The following is a 23,791-nucleotide window of genomic DNA, read 5'->3' on the forward strand; positions in this document are numbered from 1 at the left end:
GTGTGGCTAAAGTTATACTATGAATAATATTTCGAAGTTAGATTTAAATAAAAGCTACTCGTATGCTGATTATTTAACCTGGAGATTTCAGGAGCGGTTAGAGCTTATAAAAGGTAAGATATTTAAAATGAGTCCGGCACCCAGGGTCAGGCATCAGGCTATTTCTATGTACGTTGGCAACCAGTTGTACAATTTTCTTTCGGGCAAAGACTGTAAAGTATTTACCGCTCCTTTCGACGTGCGCCTTACAAAGAAAAATGTAAAAAACGAATTGGTTAAAACTGTTGTTCAGCCCGATATTTGTGTAATTTGTGATCCCGATAAACTGGACGAGCTGGGTTGCGTTGGCGCACCCGATATTGTTGTTGAAATTCTTTCGCCCGGCAACAATACTAAAGAACTTAAAAACAAGTATGACGTGTATGAAGAAAACGGAATACAGGAATACTGGATCATTCATCCCGAGGAAAAAACTTTCCTGGCTTATACGCTTAACGCCGCCGGAAAATATATTCCTTCTGCTTTAAAAACCATTGGCGATGAAATTATAACCCCGGTGTTGCCGGGTTTTGTTTTAAACCTGGAAAAAGTATTTGACTATTGACAACTAAACTATTTCTTCAAAAGCGCCACTACAAAAGCCCCCATCCCACAATAAAGAAGAGACCGCCAATTGGTGTAATAATACCAATTCCACCTAAACCAACTTTACCTGTTGCTTTTAGAGCCGACAATACATATAGGGAACCTGAAAATAAAAGTACACCTACAAAAAAGCAAATACCCGCCCAGTTCATAGATTTTACCGGAAATTTTTCGAACAAAATACCAACCAGTATTAAAGCTAATGCGTGGTACATTTGGTATTGCACACCAGTTTGAAAGGTAGGTACTGAATCCGGCGCAATCTCTTTTAGCTTATGTGCTCCAAACGCTCCTAAAATAACCCCAATACCCGCCAGGGCGCTGCCAATCGTCAAATATAATTTATGCATGTATTTAAAATATTTCGAGTTTTTGCTTAAGCATTATTGCCATCATCGGGCATGCCATTAAAGATCAATTTTACAAATTCGTCCAGCTTTACTTTCTGATCATCCACACGAACTTTCGCCCGTTCATAAAAAATGCGCCTGTCGCTGCTTTTCTTAATAATGTAGGCTTTCAGTTGTTCGTCGTCGAGGCTTTTGAGTAAAGGTCTTTTATCTTTATGCTGCCGCAGCCGGCCCAGCAAAATTTCAAATGGTGTATCAATCCAAACAGACACACCTTTTTCATTCATATAATCAATATTATTAAAAAAACATGGGGCTCCGCCGCCGCATGAAAGCACCATCGATTCATGGCTTTCACTTACCAGGTGCAATATTTCGCGTTCTCTCATTCTAAAATGTTCTTCCCCTTCCTGTTCAAAAATATCATTGACCGATCGGCCTTCATCATTTTCAATCAATTCATCCAGGTCAAAAAAGGGAACACCCAACTTTTTACCAAGCTGTTTGCCCCAATGCGTTTTACCAACGCCCATAAATCCTATCAAATAAATTCGCATTATCAGCCCCTTAATCCCCAAAGGGGAATTTTAAATTTAAAAATACTGTGATTAACCAAAAGCCCTCCCTTCGGGAGGGTTGGGAGGGCTTTATTTAAACGCATTAATACCAGTAATGTCCATCCCTGTAATCAGCAAATGTATGTCATGTGTACCTTCATACGTAATTACGCTTTCTAAATTCATCATATGTCGCATTACTGAAAACTCACCTGTTATACCCATACCGCCCAATACCTGCCTCGCGTCACGGCAAATATTCGTTGCAATTTCGCAGCTATTTCTTTTCGCCATACTCACCTGTTGAGGTGTGGCCTTTCCCTCGTTCATTAAAACGCCAAGGCGCCAATTAAGCAATTGCGCTTTAGTTATTTCAGTAATCATTTCTGCAAGTTTTTTTGTTGCAACTGAAACGAAGCGATAGGCTTGCCAAACTGTATCCTTTCTTTGGCATATCGAAGTGCTGTGTTGTAACAATCCATCGCTGCACCAATAACGCCCCACGCAATGCCATAACGGGCTTTGCTTAAGCAACCAAGCGGGCCTTTTAAACCTTTCACACCAGGCAATATATTTTCTTTAGGTATTCTTACATTGTCAAAAACCAATTCGCCTGTTGCAGATGCACGCAAACTCCATTTGTTGTGTGTAAGAGGTGTTGAAAAACCTTCCATACCTCGCTCCACAATCAATCCATACACTTCGCCGCTTTCATCTTTAGCCCAAACTACAGCTATCTGTGCAAAAGGTGCATTGCTGATCCACATTTTAGAGCCGTTCAAAATAACATCATCACCATCAGCTTTAAAATTAGTTAGCATGCCAGCAGGATCGCTGCCGTGATCAGGCTCAGTCAATCCAAAACAACCTAACCATTCGCCGCTTGCCAGTTTGGGTAAATATTTTTGCTTTTGCTCTTCGCTGCCATAAGCATAAATGGGATACATCACCAGCGAGCCTTGTACCGAAGCAGTCGACCTTACTCCACTATCTCCCCGTTCCAACTCCTGCATCATCAACCCATAACTGATATAATCTAAGCCCCCACCACCATAATTATTAGGAATTGTTGGCCCAAAACAACCCAAATCACCTAACTGCTTTACAATTTGTTCCGGAAAAGCAGCACGTTGCGAATAGTCTTCAATAATAGGAGTAATTTCTTTTTCACATAAGTCCGTACAGCCTCGCGAATCATTAGTTGCTCTTCCGAAAGCAATTCATCAAGGTTGTAATAATCAGGACTTTCAAACATGTCTTTATGTAAGGCCATGGCAGCAGATAAAGGATTAAAAGAACAGTGAAATAACCCGGCAAAGTTAATGGAAACACCAACAGCTGAATGATCCAAAATTAAGAACCTAAAAGTTACCTGGGGAAGATAAGCCATTCCTGGTTAAACAATATTCTGGAAAGTTATACACTACGAATAGCCCTAAATTACGATCTTAATTCATTGCTTAGCAATGAAGATACATATAGAAAAAATATCTTTATTTTCGAAGTAATTAAAGATTGGCGAATTATTTGCATATAATTGCGTATCGTAAAAAATTATTACCATGAAGTATTTGTTTTTGTCACTTTTTTGCTTGTTGAATATTGCCTGTTTTGCACAATTCGATAGTATTAAACGCGAAATAACCTTGCGAGACAAGGTTTTGAATGATATTCAAAACACGTTTAATAACAGAACGCAATCGATTGACTCTACTGTAACCAAACTTGACCAAAGATTGTCAAGCCTGGATAAATCTATTGCGCAATCGAAAGATGCTAATGATAAGGCCGATAAATTGCAACAGCGAGTTCAGGCGGTGGAAGCGAAGCAAAAAGCCATTGAACAAAATGAATTGAATCTTTTTCAGGCGAATTACCAATCGGCTATGGTAAACCTTGTTTCGATGGATAGGGAAATAAAACCACTTCTGCTTTTTAACTCAACGAAATCTTTTTTAATGCCCTTAGTGAAACCGGCAACCCGATGAATTATGATGGGTACACAAAATGGTATAACCAATACGCGGCTTATGTAAAAGATAAAAAAACAGAAAGCCCTGTATTGAGCGTAACAAGTAATCTTTTAAGCTTTGCTGGAAATTTTAGCAAAGGCGCACCTGTGACAGGTCCCATTACCTCTGCACTTTTTTCCAGCATGACAACCTATATTGATAATATTGGGAAAAAGAAAAAGCATTAAAAGAACAAAGCGAGCAAATGCTTACGCTGACTATGAAGATAAGCCAGTTTAACTATGACAATGACAGGATAGAAGACGAATGGGAATCTATTACAACAGAACTACAGGACCTTCAAAAAAATATGATAAGTCCCTTAAAGAAAATCTAGGCATCATAAAAACCTCTCCCGCCAGTTTCGAAAGTAATTTTTCTAAAGAAAATGATGCAGAAAAACGCTATCAATATCTTACCAAATTAAGAGACGAAGCGGCAAAATTTGTTGGAGAAGAAAGAGAAAAAAATCCTAAAGACTGGCGTCAAAAAGCATATATCCAAATGAATGATGTGCAATCGTTGAAGCAACGTTTTGGACAAGTAACTTTTCGCATCAGCCAAAATCTTTTAAAATATAAAGAACTATTTGAGAAATATAAGGCTGACCCACAATTGGGTGCGCGTATTAAAGACCTTGAAATAAAAATGAAAGAACTTCAGGAATCGTTCGATAAAACATTTGATCCATTAGAATATATTAACTCCGCTAACAGAATGTATAAAGTTTAATACTGATAAATAAAAAAATCTAAAACAGCCGTCTTTATGTCGGCTGTTTTTTTTATATTACACAAGTGCTATCTTTATTTATCAACCTCTATTAATTGCTTAATCATTTGAAAAATGAGTACTTTAGGAAGACTTTTTAATCTGCATAGCGGAGAAGATGACAAACTCAAGGTTTTAAAGAACGTTAGAAGTAATGTCTATTTTAGAGGCGCTACACTTTGGATATTGGCTTGTGCCATTTTTGTTGCCAGCGTGGGTCTTAATGTAAACTCAACAGCAGTAATTATTGGAGCTATGCTTATATCGCCACTTATGGGTCCTATCATTGGTGCCGGCTTTGGCCTGGGCATTTTTGATTTTATACTTTTCAAAAGATCAATCAAAAACCTGGCTATAGCAACTATTGTCAGTCTTATTGTGTCTTCCATCTATTTCTATTTAAGCCCGTTTAAGGAAGCCCAATCTGAATTGTTGGCAAGAACTGCCCCAAATATATTCGATGTGATGATCGCGTTTTTTGGAGGTTTGGCTGGCGTAATTGCAATGACAAGAGTTGAGAAAGGCCTTCCGCTTGCTGGTGTTGCCATTGCTACTGCATTAATGCCGCCGCTTTGTACAGCTGGTTATGGACTTGGCACGGGCAATTACGCTTACTTTGCCGGAGCTATCTTTTTATATACTATTAACTGCGTTTTTATCTGTATTGCTACTTATATCGTTGTAAAATACTTAAAATATCCGTTGGCCAAACAGGTAGACAAAAAGCATGAAGTACAGGTTAAATATATTATTACAGCTATCATTATTACGGTTATGGCACCCAGTGCCTACTTTGCTTACGACCTATATCAGGAACAAAAATTTTCACAAAATGTAAAAAACTTTTTACGCTCCGAATTTGAAAACAAGGGAGATGTTATTATTTATAATAGAAATGATTATCGCTCCTCTCCTAAAAAAATAGAAGTAGCTTTTTTAACCAGGCAGTTAAAAAAACAGGAACTCGATTCGTTAAATAATAAACTTCCCAATTATGGATTGCAGAGTACCAGGCTATTGATAAAGCAGGACACCATTGGCTTTGCGAAAATGTACGAACAAGGCAATAATGTTATTTCAAAATCTGATCAGGAATTAAATGAAAAAAATATATTGTTGGCTCAACTTCAGAAAAAACTTGACCTAAGTACCTATGACAATAAAAGTATTATGGGAGAAGCTGAAATTCTCTTTCCCACAATATCCAACCTATCAATAGGTAATCATGATTTCGCGGTAAATGATTCCACAACACAAATCATCCCCGTCGCATTATATATGTCTGAAGAAGACATATCTTCTGAAGAAAAAGATAAGCTTCTTAGCTGGCTTCAAAAAAATTAAACGCACCAACAATTGTGTTAAGTAGGATGCAATAAGCATTCTTTCAGTATCAGTTTTTTCCAAAGCAGGCTTATAGAAAAACAAGAAAGAGCCGATGTACAACTCACCGAAAATTCACTTATGATAACAGCTGCAATTATTATAATTTTTGTTCTTGGCTATTTGGCTATTGCGATGGAGCACGTGACCAAAGTTAACAAAGCAGCTCCTGCATTGATTACCGGTGTTCTTTGCTGGACCATCTATCTTTATCAAAGCGGCGACAATGAAGCCGCTGTAGAGAGCCTGTTGCATCACCTGGGAGACATATCATCTATTCTCTTCTTTTTATTAGGTGCTATGACAATTGTGGAACTGATCGACGCGCATGATGGATTTGACATAATTACTGAAAGAATTACAACCAGAAGTAAGAAAAAGCTGCTTTATATTATAAGCTTTCTATCATTTTTTCTTTCTGCGTTATTAGACAACCTTACTACGTCTATCGTAATGGTATCTTTATGCGCAAAACTTTTACAACAAAAAGAAGACCGGCTTTGGTTTGCCAGCATGATTATTATTGCAGCCAATGCAGGCGGTGCCTGGTCTCCGCTTGGTGATGTAACTACAACGATGTTGTGGATCGGCGGGCAAATAACTGCGCTTAACATTATGAAAACGCTTATTATTCCAAGTGTTGCAGTATGTCTTTTACCTACTTTAATAATAGGTTACCGCTTTAAAAAGGAACAAACAGCAAAGCCCCTTGTATCCACCACCACTGAAAGAGAAAGAAGGCATGGAAAGATTGTATTAGCCTCGGGAATTGGTAGTTTAATATTTGTACCGATCTTTAAAACCGTAACACATTTGCCCCCGTTTATGGGTATGATGATGATGGTTGGTTTTATGTGGATCGTAACCACATTAATTCATAAAAGAAAAAAGACGACTACGATCTCGCCAAGGCTCTTGAAAAAATAGACAGCCCAAGCATATTGTTTTTCCTTGGTATTTTATTAGCTGTTTCTGCACTGCAAAGCTTTGGTTTATTGGGTTCGTTAGCAACTTTTCTAACTAACACATTTCAGAATGATTATCTTATTGGTTCAGCCCTCGGCGTACTGTCCGCAATTGTCGACAATGTGCCTTTAGTGGCTGCATCACAGGGCATGTACGACATGTCTGTATATCCAACGGATCATTCGTTCTGGAAGTTCCTCGCTTTAACTACAGGTACGGGTGGCAGCGCCATCATTATCGGCTCTGCTGCGGGTGTCGCTGTTATGGGAATCGAGCATATCAGGTTTGGCTGGTATTTAAAGAACATATCCTGGATCGCTTTGGTTGGCTTTGCCGCTGGTATTGCAACTTATCTGCTGCAGCAATCACTGTTTTCTTAATAACTTATTATAGAACAAGCAGTAAATAAATGGCAACTTCCTTGTGTCACTCCCTTGTACTGTAGAATATATGGCATCCTATATATTCTTCGCCACTATCTGAATCCTGATTTAAACCCTGGAACTAGTAACTTGAAACCAGCAACCGGAAATCTTAATGTCCACCACCAAGCTGCAATTCGTCATCTTTTATATCTGCCTTAACACCCACTTTCGCATACCACGCAATAAACACAAAACAAATTAATGGAACAATATAGCCGTATTGTAAATTATGCGTAGCGTCTCCAATCCAACCCAATATAGGCGGTAGTATTGCTCCTCCTACAATCGACATTACAATAAGACTTGAACCGGACTTAGTGTCTGGCCCGATACCGGCAATACCTAAAGCGAATATAGTCGGAAACATGATCGACATAAAAAAGGCTATTCCAATCATCGCATATAAAGTTATAATACCAGATGCTAATATTGACACAGCACAAAGCCCAACACAAATAATTGCATAAAGTCCCAGTAAAATCCGGGGTTTTACAAACCTCATAAAAAACGTTCCCACAAATCTGCCTGCCATAAAAGCAAGGCCTGCAATGAATGAATACCATTTAGCATCGCTTTCGGCTATAGTAACAACATCTATAGCAAACAAGACAATAGAGCTCAGTATACAAACCTGAGCGCCTACATAAAAAACTGCGCAGCAGTTGCCCAAACTAAGTGCTTATGTTTTAGCGCATGAAAAAATCCACGGTGCGCCGACTCCTGATCATCTTTAATATCTGGAAGTTTTGTAAAAACGAAAATAACAGCCACTATTAATATTACAATGCCCAAAATAAGATAGGGCATTTTAACGGTAGCTGTTTCTGCCAACAAATAAGCGTTTCTGGCCGATTCAGTCATGGCATCTACTTTTTCGTCAGATAAAGGTTCTTTAGACAAAATAAAATGTCCGCCTATAAGCGGTGCCAATGAGGCGGCTAGTCCGTTAAAAGACTGAGCAAAATTTAAGCGCTGAGTAGCCGTTTCGGGCGAACCCAAAACTGTTGCATACGGATTTGCGGCTGTTTCTAAAATTGCAAGGCCACAAGCTACAATAAACAATGCGCCCAAAAAAAGGAATACTGCATAGTATTAGCTGCTGGCACAAAAAGAAAACAGCCAATACCAAACAGTATTAATCCAAGAATGATTCCTGTCTTGTAGCCGTACTTTTTCATCAGTATACCGGCAGGTATAGCCATTACAAAATATGCTACAAATACAGCCGAGTCCACTAATAACGCTTCAAAATTGTTTAGTCTGAACCCACGGCGTAAATGTGGAATAAGGATTGGATCAAGATTATGTACAAATCCCCAAAAAAAGAAAAGAGAGGTAACTAATATAAAAGCAAAGCCATATTTCTGAGTTGCTGAGCTCAGATTTCCTTTGGCGAATGATTGATTTTCCATTGAATGCCTTAACCGTTAGATTTTAATTAATTCGGGAAAGATAAAAAATAAAAGCTACCCAAATCAAAAACTATGGCACATGCGGCAACAATTTTTTTTATAATTTCAAACTGTTCTCAATTTCCTGTAAAGAAACGCCCAGCACTTTTACCGAAATTTCGTTAAGTGAGGTTTTGTCTCCCTCAAAATGAAAGACGCTATGATTGTGAGTTAGTTTTTGTCCGGGCTCTAAAGCAGCAGCAGGAGAAACACTTTCCAATTCATAAAACGGGCCCATTTGCTTGCCATCTTCTAAAGGACCGTCGTTGTATGCGTTCATAGCATCGCCACTAAAAACCAGCTTCTCTGTATTCCATTCCTGGTTTAAGTATTTTCCCGTTGGTGTAACATCATATTTAATAATGGTAAGCACATTTGCCGCGGCATCATAACTACCAGCTACATTTTTAGCCCGGCCAGGGGCAAGCCCAGTTTGCCACGGCTTTTTCCATCTGCCTTAAAATATAGAATGCCATCCTTCATTTTTATACGGTCTTTGGCTATTTCTCCAAAATAATCAGTTGTAGCAATTTTACCTGATGCGTTTTCTTCATACGGAATAACAATGATGCATTGTTCTGATGGGTTGAACATATCCAAGCTCCACAAACATGGCATGCCTGTTTTTTCATTCCATTCGTCCTTACCAATATTTACAATAGTATTGACAGTTTTAAAGCCAACCTGGTTAATGCCATTCTTAATTGTTATTCCTAAGGCTTCTTCAACATTTACTTTTGGTAAAATTTCAATAAGACGTTCCAATCGCATTTCCAGTGTGGCGCCAGTATAATTTAATAAAGACGCTTTTTTGCTCATGCTTACACTTTGATCTGTCTGCGTTTCCTTTGTCCACGCTTCTGTATCAATAGCTGGCGGCGTATGCCATTCGTCAAACACCATGTTTACCCCCGGTTTAAAAAACAAGGAATACTTGCCCCCTTCCGGGCCCAGCCACAATCTGTCTTCACCACCATAAGCATTCATGTGCGCATCGGCTGGCCCATCAAAAGCTTTATAGTTAACCCAGCCAAAGCTCTTACCGGCATTACCCCCGAAGTTGAAGTAAAAACTTTCGCCTGGTATTTTGGAGACACGATAACTCTCGATGCAGAGTCATCACTTTGCAATACGACCAGAGTGCTATCCTTATCACGCAGAAACATAAGATCGTAACCAAAGCTGCCTTTCTCAAAATCTTGCATTGTCTTTTTGTATTTTGTTTGTTTATTTTCCGAACTATTGCAGGATAATATAGCTCCGCTAAAAATAAAAAACGAAACGACAATCAGAACAGTATTTCGCATAAAATAATTTCTTTATTAGCTGAATAGAATTTCTCTGTACAAGTGTGCGACGCAATTTCGCTAATAGTAGCACAGACGATGATATCATTAATTAACTTCTAATTCATCTTTTGAAGGTAATTTGGGAAAACGTGCGTGAGGCTCGGTTTGGTACCAGTATGCTACGGTAATTATGTCGGAATGCTGCGGTAAATAACGGCCGCCGCTGCGCCAACCCAGATCCTGAATAGTGACTTTCAAATCGTCTTCAAATCTAATTGGATCCATAATATGCCAGCGGTACATACCAAATCTTTGTTGAGATCCATACACGCCATCGGGCCGTAACACCTGATGAAGCCCGGCATAAGCCGTTGAATATTCTTCGTATTGTTTGGTTCGCTTGTTTTCAAAATTGTACGAGCCGCAGAAATAATCTTCAGTGCCTGTTCCAACAATTGTGGCATTTTCTTTGTCACCGTCCATGAAGAATTTGATCTCGCCTTCACCCCACCAGCCATTGTTACTTACCCCAACGCCCATGTACGTTCCCACATAATGGCCTTTACCTTTTATATTATCCACAATGGTGTGAAGCGATGATTTGGGATCGCGTGCGCTGCGACGGTATTGTGCATGAAAGTAAGCCTCGTCAGCTCCAATATCTGTAAGTGTGTAATCGACCTGATAATATAAACGCATGGGCTCTGAATCCAAATTTTGCATAGTAAGCTTACATTTTTTTCGGAAAGGCATTTTCCAATAACTATTAAAAGCACTTCCAGGATTCACAGTCATCGCCAATGAATTGAGCCAGGAAACCTGTGTCCATCCAGTTGCAAAAAACGGACCTACTGGAGTTTCTACAGATGGTGCTTCTTCGTCATCATAATACACTCGAAAAATGGTGAAATTAAAATTCCCTGTAGGCGTCATCCAGATATGTTGTATCGCACCGGGGCCAGCAATATCAGCCATGGTAAAGGTCTCACCAGGTTCAATTATAATAAACGGATTCACCTTCCACCCTTTTCCTAAGTCTCGCGCTTCATTAGCAGCATTAGCTATATTTCTTTTTCCTTTATCTTTTACCGGATCAGCCATGGCGCCTTTGCCTTTTTCACCCGTAAAATTTTCAGGACTAATGGATCGGGTTTTGGCATCTGACAATCTCGATAAATTTCCAAGATTCATGTCAAGTCCATTGAACTTCCCAGATTGTGCGTTTACAAAAAGAGATCCGAGAAGTGCAATCAATAAGATTCCATATTTTTTCATACCAGGCTTTTTAGTTTAGAATAGCTATCGTAGATCAACGAATTTAAATAATTGCAAATGATTAATGCCACGAATGCACGAATATTTGTTCGCAAATATATTCGTGCATTCGTTTCCGCCAATTAGATTGGCGGCTATTCGTGTTAAAGTCCTTCGGACTTTCTTCCTAATTCATTTGTTTGCAAATATATTCATGCATTCGTTTCCGCCAATTAGATTGGCGGCTATTCGTGTTAAAGTCCTTCGGACTTTCTTCCAGATTCATTTGTTCGCAAATATATTCGTGCATTCGTGGTATACTTCAAACACTATTTTTCTGTACTCATTGAAAAAGGATAATCAGCGCTTGTTGTACCTCTGGATTTATTGGGTTGCGCACTCAATGTAAAATCCAGAACACCTCCTTTCAGTAATTCAAAATGATCCAGATAATTTTTGCTACTTGCTTTTCCATTTATGGTAAGCGACTTCACATATTTATTTACTGAACTATTTTGTGGAGCATTAATCACTAATTTTTTTCCATTTTCAAAATTGATTTCCGCTTTTTTAAATAGTGGTACACCTACAACATATTGCGTGCTTGCCGGAGTTACCGGATAAAAGCCCAAAGCTGAAAACACATACCAGGCTGAGGTTTGACCGTTATCTTCATCTCCACAATATCCATCCGGAGATGAATTGTATAAGCGATCCATTACTTCCCGCACCCAATACTGCGACTTCCACGGCTGGCCGGCATAGTTGTATAAATAGGTCATGTGCTGAATGGGTTGGTTGCCATGCGCATACTGTCCCATATTAGTAATCTGCATTTCGCGCATTTCATGGATAACAGATCCGTAATAGGAATAATCACCAAAATCTGGCGGCATTACAAAAACGGAATCTAACATATCAACAAAACCGTTATTACCACCCATCAATTGCTTCAGGCCTTCAATATCCTGAAAAACGCTCCATGAATAATGCCAGCTGTTGCCTTCGGTAAAAGCACCACCCCATGAATAAGGGTTGTAAGGTGAATAAAAACTTCCGTCTTCATTTTTTGGGCGCATTAGTTTATGTTCAGGATCGAATAGTTTTTTATAGTTCATAGCACGCTTCTTATACACGTCGGTTTCAACCGAAGGTTTGCCCAAAGCCTTGCCCAGCGCATAAATAGCGTAATCATCATAAGCATATTCTAAAGAACGTGCAACGTTTTCACTGATCTTTACATTGTTGGGTACATAGCCTAACTTATTGTAATATTCAACACCTCTGCGCCCCGTTGCATCAGGACCTTCATTATTGGCGCCATGTACAAGTGCCTGCCACAAGGTTTCTACGTCGTATCCACGCAATCCTTTTAAATAAGCTTCAGAGACAACAGATGCCGAATTATTTCCAACCATAATACCACGATAACCGGGAGAAGACCATTCGGGCAACCAACCGCCTTCTTTAAAATCGCTGATCAAACCTTGCTGCATCTCTTTAGCAATGGAAGGATAAACAAAATGCAAGAATGGATATAAAGCTCTGAAAGTATCCCAGAAACCCGTTCCGGCAAACTTATACCCTGGCTCCGTTTTGCCTGTGTAAGGACTATAATGAACAATCTTTCCGGAAGCATCTTTTTCATACATTCTTAACGGGAAGAATACCATGCGATACAAGCAAGAATAAAAAGTACGCAACTGCTCATCTGTTCCGCCCGAAACTTTTACACGCCCTAATACTTTAGCCCACTCATTTTTCCCTTGTGCTTTGATGGCATTAAAATCTTTGCTACCAATTTCTGATTTCAAGTTCAATTCGGCCTGATCAAAACTGATAAACGAAGACACTACTTTTGCATTCACCACATCACCTCTTTTCAATCCTTTAAAACCAATAACAGCGCCGGCATGCTTGCTTTTCATTTCATCTTTGTCCGAAAATTTATCCTCATCCCAGGTGGCTTTATAATCAAATGCTTTATCAAACTGAATCACAAAATAGCTTTTAAAATTTTCGGGTACGCTACCGCTGTTACGCGTGCTGTATCCGATTATTTTATTTTCTGAAGGTATGATCTTTACATAAGAACCCTTATCAATAGCGTCTACAATAATATAGGCGCTGTCTGTTTTTGGAAAAGTAAATCGAAAGCAAGCCGCTCTTTCAGTAGGCGTAATCTCGGTCGTAACATCAGCGTCAGCTAAATAAACTTTATAATAATGCGGCTGTGCAACTTCTGTTTTATGAGAAAACCAACTGGAGCGGTCCTGTTCTTTAAAACGCATTTTGCCAGTAATGGGCATGATGGCAAAATATCCGTAATCGTTCATCCAAGGCGAAGGTTGGTGCGTTTGTTTAAACCCAACAATTTTATCATCGCTGTATTTATACGCCCAGCCATCGCCCATTCTGCCGGTTTGCGGCGTCCACAAGTTCATACCCCAGGGCATACCAATTGCCGGATACGTGTTTCCATTGGAAAGCTCAAATTTGGATAAGGTACCCATCAATGGATTTACATAATCGACCGGCTCCTGCGCCGTTACAGTTAACCCAATTAGTAGTAAACAGAAAACAGAAAATCTTTTGCAAAAACTCATTCCTATATTTTTTAAATTATTCTTATTAAGCAAGCTATAAACAAATATCATCGATGTTGTGTCACTCACATCATCGTTCCGATTATAACTCATCCTACATATTCTTCGCTTTATTAGACCTTCGAGGTTTTAAAAACCTCGAAGGTCTAATAAATAACCTCCTTCAGTTTCCGGTCATACCAAATGCTAAGCTAACAAATGCGGCTTTTCGTTATACGTCTTCCAAAGCAATTCGCCATATAATGTATTGGCCCAGGCAAACCATGGCCTTGTAAAATTTTTAGGGTCATCTTTATGAAATGACTCATGCATGAAACCTGTATCGCCATGTGTTTTTTGAAGTGTAGTAATACATTGCTTTATTTCATTATCATTGCCTGAAGTAAGTGCACGCATAATCAAACTCATTGGCCATATCATATCTAATCCAACATGTGGCCCGCCAATACCTTCTGCGGCTGTGCCTTTAAAGAAAAACGGATTTTCTTTAGACCATACAAAATTTCTTGTGTTGGTGTATATCGCATCGCCTTTAGCTACAGCGCCTAAGTAAGGCAAACCTAAAAGACTTGGCACATTTGCATCATCCATCAATACCGAACTTCCATAGCCATTTATTTCATACGCGTATAGTTTACCAAATTGAGGATGGATAACTGTAGCATTTTTTTCCAGGGCCGCTTCAACTTCTGTGGCCAGTGCTGTAAGCTCTGCTGCGAGTTTGGCATCTTTAGAAATTTTTGAAACCATTTCCGCGGCCTGCTTTAAACTCACTACTGCAAAAAGATTAGAAGGTATTAAATAGGCAAAAATAGTAGCATCATCGCTTGGCCTGAACATAGAACAAATAAGACCATTCGGTTTTACAGGATAGCCATAACCGTTCATCGGTATACCGTCTGTTGCATACTCCGTTTTACGTTGAAAGCTATACGGTCCTTGATTTTCCTTGCGTTGCTGTTCTTTAAATGTTTTCAATGTTAAAGCTACCGACTCTTTCCAGGTTGCATCAAACGGTGTTATATCTCCGGTGTTTTTCCAGAAATGCCAGGCAAGGCGAATAGGGTAACAAAGTGAATCAATTTCCCATTTACGTTCGTGAATACCGGGCTTCATATCGGTCTTGTCTGATTCTTTCCATTTGCTCACTTTAGCATCGTCGTTATAGAAAGCGTTAGCATAGGGATCTTTTAAAATAAAATGAACCTGCTTATTGATAACGCCAATGATTAATTTATGAAGCGCTTCATCATCTTTACTAAATTGCAAATATGGAAATACCTGAGCCGAACTATCTCGTAACCACATGGCATCTATATCGCCGGTAATTACATAAGTATCTGGCTTACCGTTTTGTTCAGTATAAAAAACTGTTGTATCCAATGTGTTTGGAAAACAATTTTCAAACAACCAGCTTAGTTCTTTGTTTTTTACTTTCGCCTGAAATGTTTTAATAGCGTTTTCAATGGCAGCACTTTTAAAATTCCGTTGCGAAGCCGGTACGCGTACTGTTGGGAAGTTACCAGAGCTTTGTGCAAAGGAAAATTTACCAACAGCAAGGCCTGCGCCTAGCAGTCCAGTGTTTTGTATGAATGTTTTACGGTTCATATTAATGTATTCTATTAATTTTTAGAAACAGAAAAAGGAAGATCAGCATCTTTAATGCCCCTTTTAAAATTCGGCGCCGTATCCATTTGCAAATTCAAGATTCCTCCTTTTGTTATATCCGAATAAGTTATGTAGTTTTTACTATAATCTTTATTGTTTAACCGGGCAGAGCGAATGTAGACATTTCGCTTGTTATTGCCATTTGCATTGATAACAAACTTTTTCCCATCCTCCAAAGTGAGTGTTATTTTTTTAAACATCGGGCTACCAAGCACATATTGATCTGTTCCCGGACATACGCTATAAAAGCCCAAAGCGCTCAACACATACCAGGATGAGGTTTGGCCCTGGTCTTCATCTCCAGGATAACCATTTTCTGTTGCATTATATAATTTGCTCATCACTTCCCTGGTGCGTTGCTGTGATTTCCACGGCTGCCTCGCATAATTATACAAATAAGGCATGTGTTGAATAGGTTGATTTCCGTGTGCATATTGTCCCATATTCGCCATCACCATTTCCGTCATTTCGTGGATCATAAAACCATACGTGCCTACGTTAACAGTATTAGGAACGGTAAACACCGAATCGAGCTTTGAACAGAATTCTTTTTCACCACCGGTTAATTTGATGAGGCCATTTATATCATGAAAAACCGACCATACCCAATGCCATGCATTGCCTTCTGTAAACGGCCCGCCCCATTCCGTTGGATCAAAGTTGTTTGACCATTCTCCCTTTTTATTTTTTGCGCGCATAAAATTGGTAGCCGGATCAAAAACATTTTTATAGTTATACATTTTTTCAGAAAACGCATCTATATACTTTTTATTATTAACTGCTTTCGCTAAAGTATAACCACAAAAATCATCATAAGCATATTCCAATGTTTTAGCTGTTGCTTCTCTCACTTCCGGATAAGGAACATAACCTAATTCATTGTATTCTTTAAAACCATCCCTGCCATTGGCTGGGCCCCACGGTCCTTTGTTATTGGCTTCATGATAATAAGCTTCTAATGCGCGTTGTGGATCAAAAGTCCGCAAACCTTTTGCCCAGGCATCGCTCAATAATGATATGGCATGATTACCGATCATACTTCCTTGTTCATTTGGAAATGACCAGGAAGGCAGCCATCCACATTGTTCCTGCGCATCAAGTAAAGCATTCACATATCGGCCATGCATAGTAGGATGAAGCAGAATATTCAATGGAAACTGTGCGCGGAAAGTATCCCAAAAACCGGTATCGGTATACATATATCCTTTATGAACGGTACCATCATAAGGGCTGAAATAATGAGGATTTCCATTTTCATCATACTCAAAAAAAGCTCTGGAAAAAAGGCTGGCCCTGAAAAAGCAGGAATAGAAAGTGGCTTTATCTTCTTCTGAATCACCTTCTACCAAAATTCTTTTTAAATGTTTATTCCAAACTTCATAAGCTTTGGCCTTTGTTATTTCTAAGCTTTTATCACCGCCTAACTCTCTTTCCAGATTCAATTTCGCCTGCTCTAAACTAATATACGATGATGCTATTTTCACCTGAACAACAGAACCTTTCTCAAATTCGAGATAAGCTCCTTTGCCTTTTCCTTCAGCTTTTTGTTGTCCTGGTTGAATGGTATTTTTTCATTTTCCCAGGTACCATGGGCCTTAAAAGGTTTATCAAAGATCAATACAAAATGATTTTTCCAGCCGCGTTGCATGCCATGCCCGTTGTTTACAAAGCCAGTAATCATCCTACTTTCAGGAAAAATTTCTACTCCACTTAGCCTGGTGTATCCATCTAAAACAAGATAAGCCTTATGTTCTTTTGGGAAGCTAAACCTGATATGCACACCTCTTTCTGATGGCGACATTTCTGTGGTAATTTTGTTTTCGAAAGTGACTTTATAATAATGAGGTTTACCTATTTCATTTTCGTGCCTGAACTCGGTTGCCCTTTCATTCTCGTTTACCTTTAAATTATCAATTACCGGCATTAATGAAAATACTGCATAATCGTTAGACCAGGAGCTGCACTGATGCGCTTGCTGAAAACCCCGGATCGTCTTTTTGCTGTATTGATATTTCCATCCATCGCCATTCTTACCGGTCTGCGGCGTCCAGGTGTTCATTGCAAAAGGTAACGCTGTTGTTGGATATGTGTTGCCTCTTGTAAGTTCAAAACTGGAATTAGTACCCTGCAAAGTATTTACATAGTGAACTAAATCTTGGGCATGTGAAATATTAGTCATTCCACATACCACACTAATCACAAAAAGTTTAAGCCTCATTTATTATATTCTATTTAAAAGTTATTACCCGCCACTCTGTAATCTGAAAGGCATCAGATCCATTATTTTTTTCAACCTGCCAACGATAGTAAGAGTAAGGTGTATCATTCTCAAATTCATACTGAACAGTTTGGGTACGACCACTAAAAGATTGATTCGTTTTGCTATCTAACTCTACCCATGTGTTTCCATCATTTGATCCAAAAAATTTCCAGTCTTTAGGATCGCGCTCGGGAGCATCATTGCCAGAAGTAAGTTTGTACGACTGAATAGAAACTGCTTCAGGGAATTTCAATTGCATCCATAAAACAATCGGGAAACCGCCCGTAAGAAATTTAGTTGTAAGATTGTTATCAACCAATTTAGCAGACCCTTCTCCTCCATTAGGGCCATCGTTATTATCTTTAGAAACAGTCAAAGTTGCCATCGATGTGAGGTCTGTTTCTTTTCGGCTGATTTTTATTTTAAAATAAGCAGTTTTTAGTTCTTCATTAATTTTACCTGTAGAAGCAGTTTGCAAAGTTATAGGCATCAAATATTCTGCATCTTTTGGTAATGTTTTTGTGTCGACTGACACTTTAATACCATCAGATGTAGTCCTCCCAGATCTTATTATTGTTTCCAAATTCGATATTGTGTATTTATCTACAGGAAGTTTTTCATAAGACGTTGAGTGACTTGCATTATACGCAGCTATTAATCCTGTGTCTAATTTAAAGCTAAGCTGAATATCCTGCTGAGGATACAGTTGTCCCCCATAAGCACCCCCAAATGTAAAAGATTGTGCTGTATCAGCAATCAATAAATCAATGCTGCTCCGTGCATCAATAGCTTGCGTCATATAAATAACTCCTTCTTCACTTGTGATTTCATCCTTTTTATCACAAGCTGTCATAAGAGCTGAAATGCTGATACAGGCCGCAATAATTTTTAAATAGATTCTCATTTTAAAGTTTTTAGTTGATAATTTTAGTTTTTGTTAAGTCACTTTCAGTTAAATGGTGTGATAGTAATTAATCAGCGTCAGATACTTTAATATCCGCCCTGGCAAGGAATACGTTGTAAGGTTTCCATAGCGATTTGGTAAAGTACAGATACTTACCTTTTTTACTAAGGGGATGTATAAAAGGAGCATACCCTTGTAAAGAGTCTTTACCCATAACCATTTTCGGCGAACTCCAATTTCCGTGTAGGGACTTTGAATCGCGATATACTAAACCCGAATTTTTGAATGCCTTTGTGGGGTCTAAATTAGGATCGTAACTATACATTATAATCCATCTTTTAACTGTTTCGTTGAAAATGATGGAAGCTTCTCCAACCGGAGCTTCTATAATAGGAGTTGCCTCATCCTCAACACCTGTAACCCACTTATTACTGCTGCTATTCCAATACTCGTACAATTTTAAATCAGTAATATTTTCTTCCTTAAAACGACATAAGTAGGCAGCACTTCCACGACCAGATAAAGTACCAATCATATAAACCCAACCATCCTTTTTGGCATAACATACCTGAGAGAATTTGCTATCAGGTTTAAACGTAACTTCTTTTACACGTTTCCAGGTTTTGCCCCTGTCAGACGAACCATAAAGAGATGAAAAATTAGTGAGCCATCTGCCTTTGGGAGCGCTCCACTCATAAATATTCATATAATGTACGTAGTCATTTTTACCGGCATGAATAGCGGCAGTTGGAATAGAAGTCTGATAAACTTTAGGATTAGCACTGGCTCCAGCGCAAATCTCTCTCGCTCTTCCACTATCATCCAATGCCATCCCGGTTATCTTAATACCATCGCTTAAAACTGTATCGTTTGAAAATGCTAAAACATTAGACCGCCAGTTGGTACCATTTCCTCCGCCCTTTCCTGCCTGAAATCCTTCACCGTTTGTATCCCCAAAAAACATTCCGTAATGGCCATCGCCCATATCCCATATAATTCCTAAATCAGTACCACATACGTCGAACATTGAATGTGTTTTATTAGGATTCACCCATTGCTCGCCCTCAAGGCTTGCTCCGGTCACTCTCGCTACTGTGATTACATTCTCCAATATAACATCTTCTGTTAACCTGAACGCTCCATGCTGCTCGTTAATATGGCTCATTAATAACGCACCTAACGTTAAACATGAAGCGGCCTTAATCATTCCCGTGTATTTAATTTTAAACATGATGTATTTAGTTGCTTTTTTTATCATCAGATAAAATCATTACCATCTTATTTTCACGTCTATCCCTTTACTTAAGTTTTTAAATTTCAACAATACTGTCTTCGATTCCGCATCCCACTTATTACTGTCAATAGGTATTTCATTGTCACCATTCCTCATGCTGATCTCTATAGGCTTTTGAGGTAACTTAATACGCATGACATTTACAGTATTAGCGGGGCTTTTAACAGTGAATGTATATATCTGATTTTTTACTTCTTCATTATACACCCGTGCGGCTGTGGCTAACACTTTTGGAGCAACACCGGTAGCAGCATTTATATTGTATAAGTATGCTTGCTCTCCAGGTTTAACTGTCTTTTCCCTAAGGACAGGAAGTTCTGGATCAAACAAATCAACGACAGGGCCTTTGATCACTAACGGGGTTTGATCATCATTTTCATTCAACACGGCAGCTATGATATATGGACCACGGTGTAACAAAAAATTGTTTTTAAATGCCAGCTTGGTTGCATTTGCTTTTACTTCATAAGCTTCCTTTACTTTATTTATTAATACGTTATCAGCGTTTTTTGTTAATACCAACTCCTTGGGATCATGCCTGTTAATAGATACCCATCCCTTTCCGCTTTTTATAAACTCTGATGTATCCGCAATATTTAATTTCTCAAATAAATCTTCCGATGGAGCTTTATAATTCTTACCTTTTGTATTCCACCATTCATTAACTTCTTGAAACGGGTCATTATCTCTTCCGTAATAAATCAGCACGCCACCTTTCTTTACCCAATCTGCTAATTCAGTATGATATGCTTCATTGAGTGGCTTCATGTTAGAGTAGCTCATTATTAATACTTTAATATTTTTTAAAGCATTTTCATGTAAGAGATTCTCCATGTGAACAGTTTCAATAGGTACACCTCTCTTTAATAGCGGCATGGCCATTCCATAAAAGTTTGATAATTGAGGATCTTCATAACCTTCATGGGTAGGGAAGCGCTGAAACATCATAGAATTAGACACTAACACACCCATTCCGTGGCTTCCATTCAATTTATTATTCGATACAGGAATTTCGTTTAGCGAGTTTACCATAACCTGCATCTGCATAGCATACGCTGGTGCGATGGGCTGTTTTTCATCACTACCTTCCATTTTGAATTTACCCAGATAAATTCGATTGGGCCAAGGCATCACTTCATAATCCGCAACAGTGGGATATAAAAGCTTGGCGGTAAATGTAGCCTGGTAATTCTTTTTATAATCATCCCAGGTACGCGGCCAGTCTTCAATCGGATCTGTAAGTAAGAATATTTTTTTGCCGGTAGGTTGTATCATTGAAATCATGGAACCGTATTCGAGAAAAGCATTTTCAAAAACTCTTTCTTTTTCTACGCCATTAAAGTAAACCGGCTCTCTTGAAGTTCCTGTCCAAACCTGCGCGATGTAACCATCCACATCTTTAATAGACGCCAGACTGGCTTCAGGGCTTACAATACGCCAGGAAGAATAATTGATCAGAGAATGTGTTGGCACATAACATTTCACATCCTTCCCTACACTTTTGCTATAAGATTTGACGTAAGCAAAACATTCTTTCAATGCATTATAATAAAGATCATATTTAAGCTTAGATGATTGATAAGTTGCTTCCGGTGATTCATGTTGCGGCTTCCAATCGAACCCATAATATCTCTTCCACTCTTTTTTAAAAGCTCCGCTATATCCGGCGCGGGCCCAAAACTCTGGTTCCTCCAAATGTATTGCAGAAACGCCTGCGTCAATAGCACGCTTTAGATGCGTTTTTAGGTATTTGAGGAAATTATCTGACGGTACAGTATACGGTACATTTTTACCATGCCAGATTGTATCACCGTCTCGTTCTACCTGCCCTTCATCTAAATGGGTTTTGCCATCATACTCCCCTAAAAAGTAATCCTGATATTGCCCCCAGGCAATGCCGGTCATAAAGTGAACTTTATAACCTTTGTCTCTCCATCCTTTTACCCGTTCTTCAAATTTGCCACCTGCGTCATTAACTCCATATACAATTGCAACATCCGACCTGACATCGTAAGCTTCATTCCAGGGTGCAGCTATTTGAAAAGCTGTTTTTTCATTTTTATGATCAGGTGTGTTAATGGTTTGACCATTAACACCACCTGATATTATTAAACTGCCTATTAAGATATATCTCTTTATAATTACCATCCTGGATTTTGTATAAGTTCAAAATCATTATTAACATCTTCTATAGGAATCGGGAAGAAATAATGCCTTGTTGCAAACACTCTTGTCTCAAAAGGTTTTTTGTTATAAAAACCGGGAATCGGGGAATCAATATCAAGCCCCATAGCCGGGCCATTATCTGTTTGCGGAGCTATTTTCCAACGTCTGGTATCAAAGTAGCGTACATTTTCAAAACATAGTTCTATTTGTTTTTCCTGCCTGATAGCTTGCCGCATAGCTGCTTGTCCCGATGGTGCTGGGAGATCAGCAGAGCCATATTGTGGAACGCCAGCTCTCTCCCTAATCAAATTCAAATATTTTAAAATATCCGCGTCTCCTGGACTGGCTTCATTCAATGCTTCCACATAATCGAGATAAATGTTTGCAAGGCGCAAAAGAATGATCACGCTGTTTCCCTGATTCCAATTTTTAGTAGTCGCGCCTTTTCTCACAATGTAGCCTGTAGGAGAATAATCATTACTGGTACCTTTACCAGAATTTCCCTGAAAATATAAACGGGTCACAAAATCGCCGGAATTTGTATTTAGCCAACGCCTGTTATCGTAAGTAATATTTACATAAAAACGAGGTTCTCTGTTTACCCATTGATTAAAAGTCTGTCTATCCGTATTATCATCCGGAGCTCTAAAATTAGATGTGCCTGTAGTTGAATATCCTGAAGCGGGGTCAGTAATTGGTCTTCCGTTACTCATAAAAAACGCATCTACCTGCCTCTGTGTAGCACTAAGTCCGCCGCTACCCCTTACCTCAGAAGCAAAGCCATTGTGATATGGTGTAACCTCATAATTACGTGCATTATCATCGTCAGGCCTGCCAAAAATTGTTTCTTTATTCCAGTCTACCAATATTGCATCTCGACAAGACAGGAAGGGGTCAAAATCTCCCTCTGAATTATTAGTTCTGTAAAGATCAAAAACAGTTGGCACAAACTGAGTAATGAAATCTTTATATGCTGCCGCTGCTTTACCCCATTTGGAAGCATCATTAGATTGAGGTATTAATTGTTTGCCGTCATTATTTTTTAAACTTGCAAAATCCGTGTTTCCATTAAACAAAGGGCTTGCGGCGTATAATAGCGCCGTAGCTTTTATACCTAAAGCAATCGGTTTCGTAATGCGTGCAATATTTGCTTCATTCAAAGGTCTTACAGGTAAATCTACAGCTGCCGCATCGAGCTCCGATGTAATATAGTCTATACATTCATCTACAGTATTTCTTGGTAATTGTAATTGTTGAAAGGGAGCATCTACTTCAATCACATCGTTACCCAGCAATACCACCGGTCCATAAATACGAAATAAATAAAAATAGTAAATGGCTCGTAATGCTCTGGCTTCAGCTTTATATTGTCTTTTTTGTACATCAGTAATGTCTACAGTAACATTGTCAATGTTAGCTATAAAAAACGTTGCGTTTCTAATTCCTTTATAGTAATCACGCCAAAAATTTTTTGTAAACCCACTATTTACGTCCCAACTTCCAATATTAATCTGGTTAGATTCTACAAATCCCCATAAATATTCTGCTTCATCAGAACCTCCCGTCCATGCACCAGAGTTAAAATTACCAACAAAGCGTTGACTATGCTCTCTTGGCACAAACGAATAAACGCTGGCCAGGAACCTTTCAGCTGTTGACCTGTTCCTAAAGGTTTCTTCAAGCGTAAGCCGGTCATTCGGTATTTGATCCAAATACCTCTTGCAACCTGTAAAACTTACAGTTAAAATGAGTAATATAATTATGTATTTCATGATAAAATAATTAATGTA

22 protein-coding genes and 2 pseudogenes are annotated in these 23,791 nt (G+C 38.8%); 7 read left to right on the plus strand and 17 right to left on the minus strand.

What is annotated here, in order from left to right; all coding sequences use genetic code 11:
• Positions 1–19 precede the first annotated feature (19 nt).
• Positions 20–604: a Uma2 family endonuclease gene (locus MKP09_RS15145; RefSeq protein WP_240830825.1), complete on the plus strand. Its 585-nt coding sequence runs from the start codon at positions 20–22 to the stop codon at positions 602–604.
• Positions 605–632: 28 nt separating this feature from the next.
• Here MKP09_RS15145 and MKP09_RS15150 read toward each other — a convergent pair whose 3' ends face one another.
• The 4 genes and pseudogenes from MKP09_RS15150 to MKP09_RS28665 form a co-directional block, all read right to left on the minus strand.
• Positions 633–995, minus strand: a complete 363-nt coding sequence (locus MKP09_RS15150) for a DUF423 domain-containing protein (RefSeq protein WP_240830826.1) — start codon at positions 993–995, stop codon at positions 633–635.
• A gap of 26 nt (positions 996–1,021) precedes the next feature.
• On the minus strand, positions 1,022–1,552 hold the full coding sequence (locus tag MKP09_RS15155; protein WP_240830827.1) for a shikimate kinase: 531 nt from the start codon (positions 1,550–1,552) through the stop codon (positions 1,022–1,024).
• Positions 1,553–1,642: 90 nt separating this feature from the next.
• A pseudogene (locus MKP09_RS27450) lies at positions 1,643–2,772 on the minus strand (acyl-CoA dehydrogenase family protein).
• Positions 2,655–2,903 carry a hypothetical protein gene (locus MKP09_RS28665; protein WP_240830829.1) on the minus strand — a complete coding sequence of 83 codons (249 nt, stop codon included), beginning with the start codon at positions 2,901–2,903 and terminating at the stop codon, positions 2,655–2,657. Before MKP09_RS28665 ends, MKP09_RS27450 begins: the two are co-directional and overlap by 118 nt.
• Positions 2,904–3,114: 211 nt before the next feature.
• Between MKP09_RS28665 and MKP09_RS15175 the strand changes: the two genes are divergently transcribed.
• The 6 genes from MKP09_RS15175 (at position 3,115) to MKP09_RS15200 (ending at position 7,064) form a co-directional block, all read left to right on the plus strand.
• Positions 3,115–3,540, plus strand: a complete 426-nt coding sequence (locus MKP09_RS15175) for a hypothetical protein (protein ID WP_240830830.1) — start codon at positions 3,115–3,117, stop codon at positions 3,538–3,540.
• A complete protein-coding gene (locus MKP09_RS15180) occupies positions 3,537–3,752 on the plus strand; it encodes a hypothetical protein (RefSeq protein WP_240830831.1) in 216 nt (71 codons plus the stop codon). The genes MKP09_RS15175 and MKP09_RS15180 overlap by 4 nt, the downstream gene beginning before the upstream one ends.
• Before the next feature lie 79 nt (positions 3,753–3,831).
• Positions 3,832–4,296, plus strand: a complete 465-nt coding sequence (locus MKP09_RS15185) for a hypothetical protein (protein WP_240830832.1) — start codon at positions 3,832–3,834, stop codon at positions 4,294–4,296.
• Positions 4,297–4,410: 114 nt separating this feature from the next.
• Positions 4,411–5,679, plus strand: coding sequence for a DUF389 domain-containing protein (locus MKP09_RS15190; RefSeq protein ID WP_240830833.1), 1,269 nt, complete (start codon positions 4,411–4,413; stop codon positions 5,677–5,679).
• A gap of 120 nt (positions 5,680–5,799) precedes the next feature.
• Positions 5,800–6,645 (plus strand): sodium:proton antiporter NhaD, encoded by an 846-nt coding sequence (gene nhaD / locus MKP09_RS15195; protein WP_240830834.1) that lies wholly within the window; start codon positions 5,800–5,802, stop codon positions 6,643–6,645.
• Positions 6,646–6,659: 14 nt separating this feature from the next.
• Positions 6,660–7,064 (plus strand): hypothetical protein, encoded by a 405-nt coding sequence (locus MKP09_RS15200; RefSeq protein WP_240830835.1) that lies wholly within the window; start codon positions 6,660–6,662, stop codon positions 7,062–7,064.
• A 154-nt stretch (positions 7,065–7,218) separates the two neighbouring features.
• Here MKP09_RS15200 and MKP09_RS15205 read toward each other — a convergent pair whose 3' ends face one another.
• The 13 genes and pseudogenes from MKP09_RS15205 to MKP09_RS15275 all read right to left on the minus strand — a co-directional run bounded on the left by MKP09_RS15205 (position 7,219) and on the right by MKP09_RS15275 (position 23,773).
• A complete protein-coding gene (locus MKP09_RS15205) occupies positions 7,219–7,779 on the minus strand; it encodes an MFS transporter (protein WP_240830836.1) in 561 nt (186 codons plus the stop codon).
• On the minus strand, positions 7,749–8,180 hold the full coding sequence (locus MKP09_RS15210) for an MFS transporter (protein ID WP_240830837.1): 432 nt from the start codon (positions 8,178–8,180) through the stop codon (positions 7,749–7,751). Before MKP09_RS15210 ends, MKP09_RS15205 begins: the two co-directional genes overlap by 31 nt.
• On the minus strand, positions 8,159–8,521 hold the full coding sequence (locus MKP09_RS15215; RefSeq protein ID WP_240830838.1) for an MFS transporter: 363 nt from the start codon (positions 8,519–8,521) through the stop codon (positions 8,159–8,161). Before MKP09_RS15215 ends, MKP09_RS15210 begins: the two co-directional genes overlap by 22 nt.
• Positions 8,522–8,618: 97 nt before the next feature.
• Positions 8,619–9,867, minus strand: a pseudogene (locus MKP09_RS28220) (DUF6786 family protein).
• Positions 9,868–9,954: 87 nt separating this feature from the next.
• Positions 9,955–11,124: a glycoside hydrolase family 172 protein gene (locus tag MKP09_RS15235; protein WP_240830842.1), complete on the minus strand. Its 1,170-nt coding sequence runs from the start codon at positions 11,122–11,124 to the stop codon at positions 9,955–9,957.
• Positions 11,125–11,432: 308 nt separating this feature from the next.
• A complete protein-coding gene (locus MKP09_RS15240) occupies positions 11,433–13,802 on the minus strand; it encodes a GH92 family glycosyl hydrolase (RefSeq protein WP_240830843.1) in 2,370 nt (789 codons plus the stop codon).
• A 93-nt stretch (positions 13,803–13,895) separates the two neighbouring features.
• Positions 13,896–15,317: a glycoside hydrolase family 125 protein gene (locus MKP09_RS15245; protein ID WP_240830844.1), complete on the minus strand. Its 1,422-nt coding sequence runs from the start codon at positions 15,315–15,317 to the stop codon at positions 13,896–13,898.
• A gap of 14 nt (positions 15,318–15,331) precedes the next feature.
• Positions 15,332–16,861 carry a GH92 family glycosyl hydrolase gene (locus tag MKP09_RS15250; RefSeq protein WP_240830845.1) on the minus strand — a complete coding sequence of 510 codons (1,530 nt, stop codon included), beginning with the start codon at positions 16,859–16,861 and terminating at the stop codon, positions 15,332–15,334.
• On the minus strand, positions 16,858–17,595 hold the full coding sequence (locus MKP09_RS15255; RefSeq protein ID WP_240830846.1) for a hypothetical protein: 738 nt from the start codon (positions 17,593–17,595) through the stop codon (positions 16,858–16,860). The genes MKP09_RS15250 and MKP09_RS15255 overlap by 4 nt, the downstream gene beginning before the upstream one ends.
• 10 nt (positions 17,596–17,605) lie before the next feature.
• Positions 17,606–18,541 (minus strand): BT_3987 domain-containing protein, encoded by a 936-nt coding sequence (locus tag MKP09_RS15260; RefSeq protein ID WP_240830847.1) that lies wholly within the window; start codon positions 18,539–18,541, stop codon positions 17,606–17,608.
• Between the two features lie 67 nt (positions 18,542–18,608).
• Positions 18,609–19,772, minus strand: a complete 1,164-nt coding sequence (locus MKP09_RS15265; RefSeq protein WP_240830848.1) for a glycoside hydrolase family 183 protein — start codon at positions 19,770–19,772, stop codon at positions 18,609–18,611.
• A gap of 39 nt (positions 19,773–19,811) precedes the next feature.
• Positions 19,812–21,983 (minus strand): hypothetical protein, encoded by a 2,172-nt coding sequence (locus MKP09_RS15270; protein ID WP_240830849.1) that lies wholly within the window; start codon positions 21,981–21,983, stop codon positions 19,812–19,814.
• Complete coding sequence (locus tag MKP09_RS15275; RefSeq protein WP_240830850.1) at positions 21,977–23,773, minus strand: RagB/SusD family nutrient uptake outer membrane protein; 1,797 nt, start codon at positions 23,771–23,773, stop codon at positions 21,977–21,979. The genes MKP09_RS15270 and MKP09_RS15275 overlap by 7 nt, the downstream gene beginning before the upstream one ends.
• Positions 23,774–23,791 lie beyond the last annotated feature (18 nt).

The sequence above is a fragment of the Paraniabella ginsengisoli genome (assembly GCF_022513635.1).
GTDB lineage: Bacteria > Bacteroidota > Bacteroidia > Chitinophagales > Chitinophagaceae > Niabella > Niabella ginsengisoli.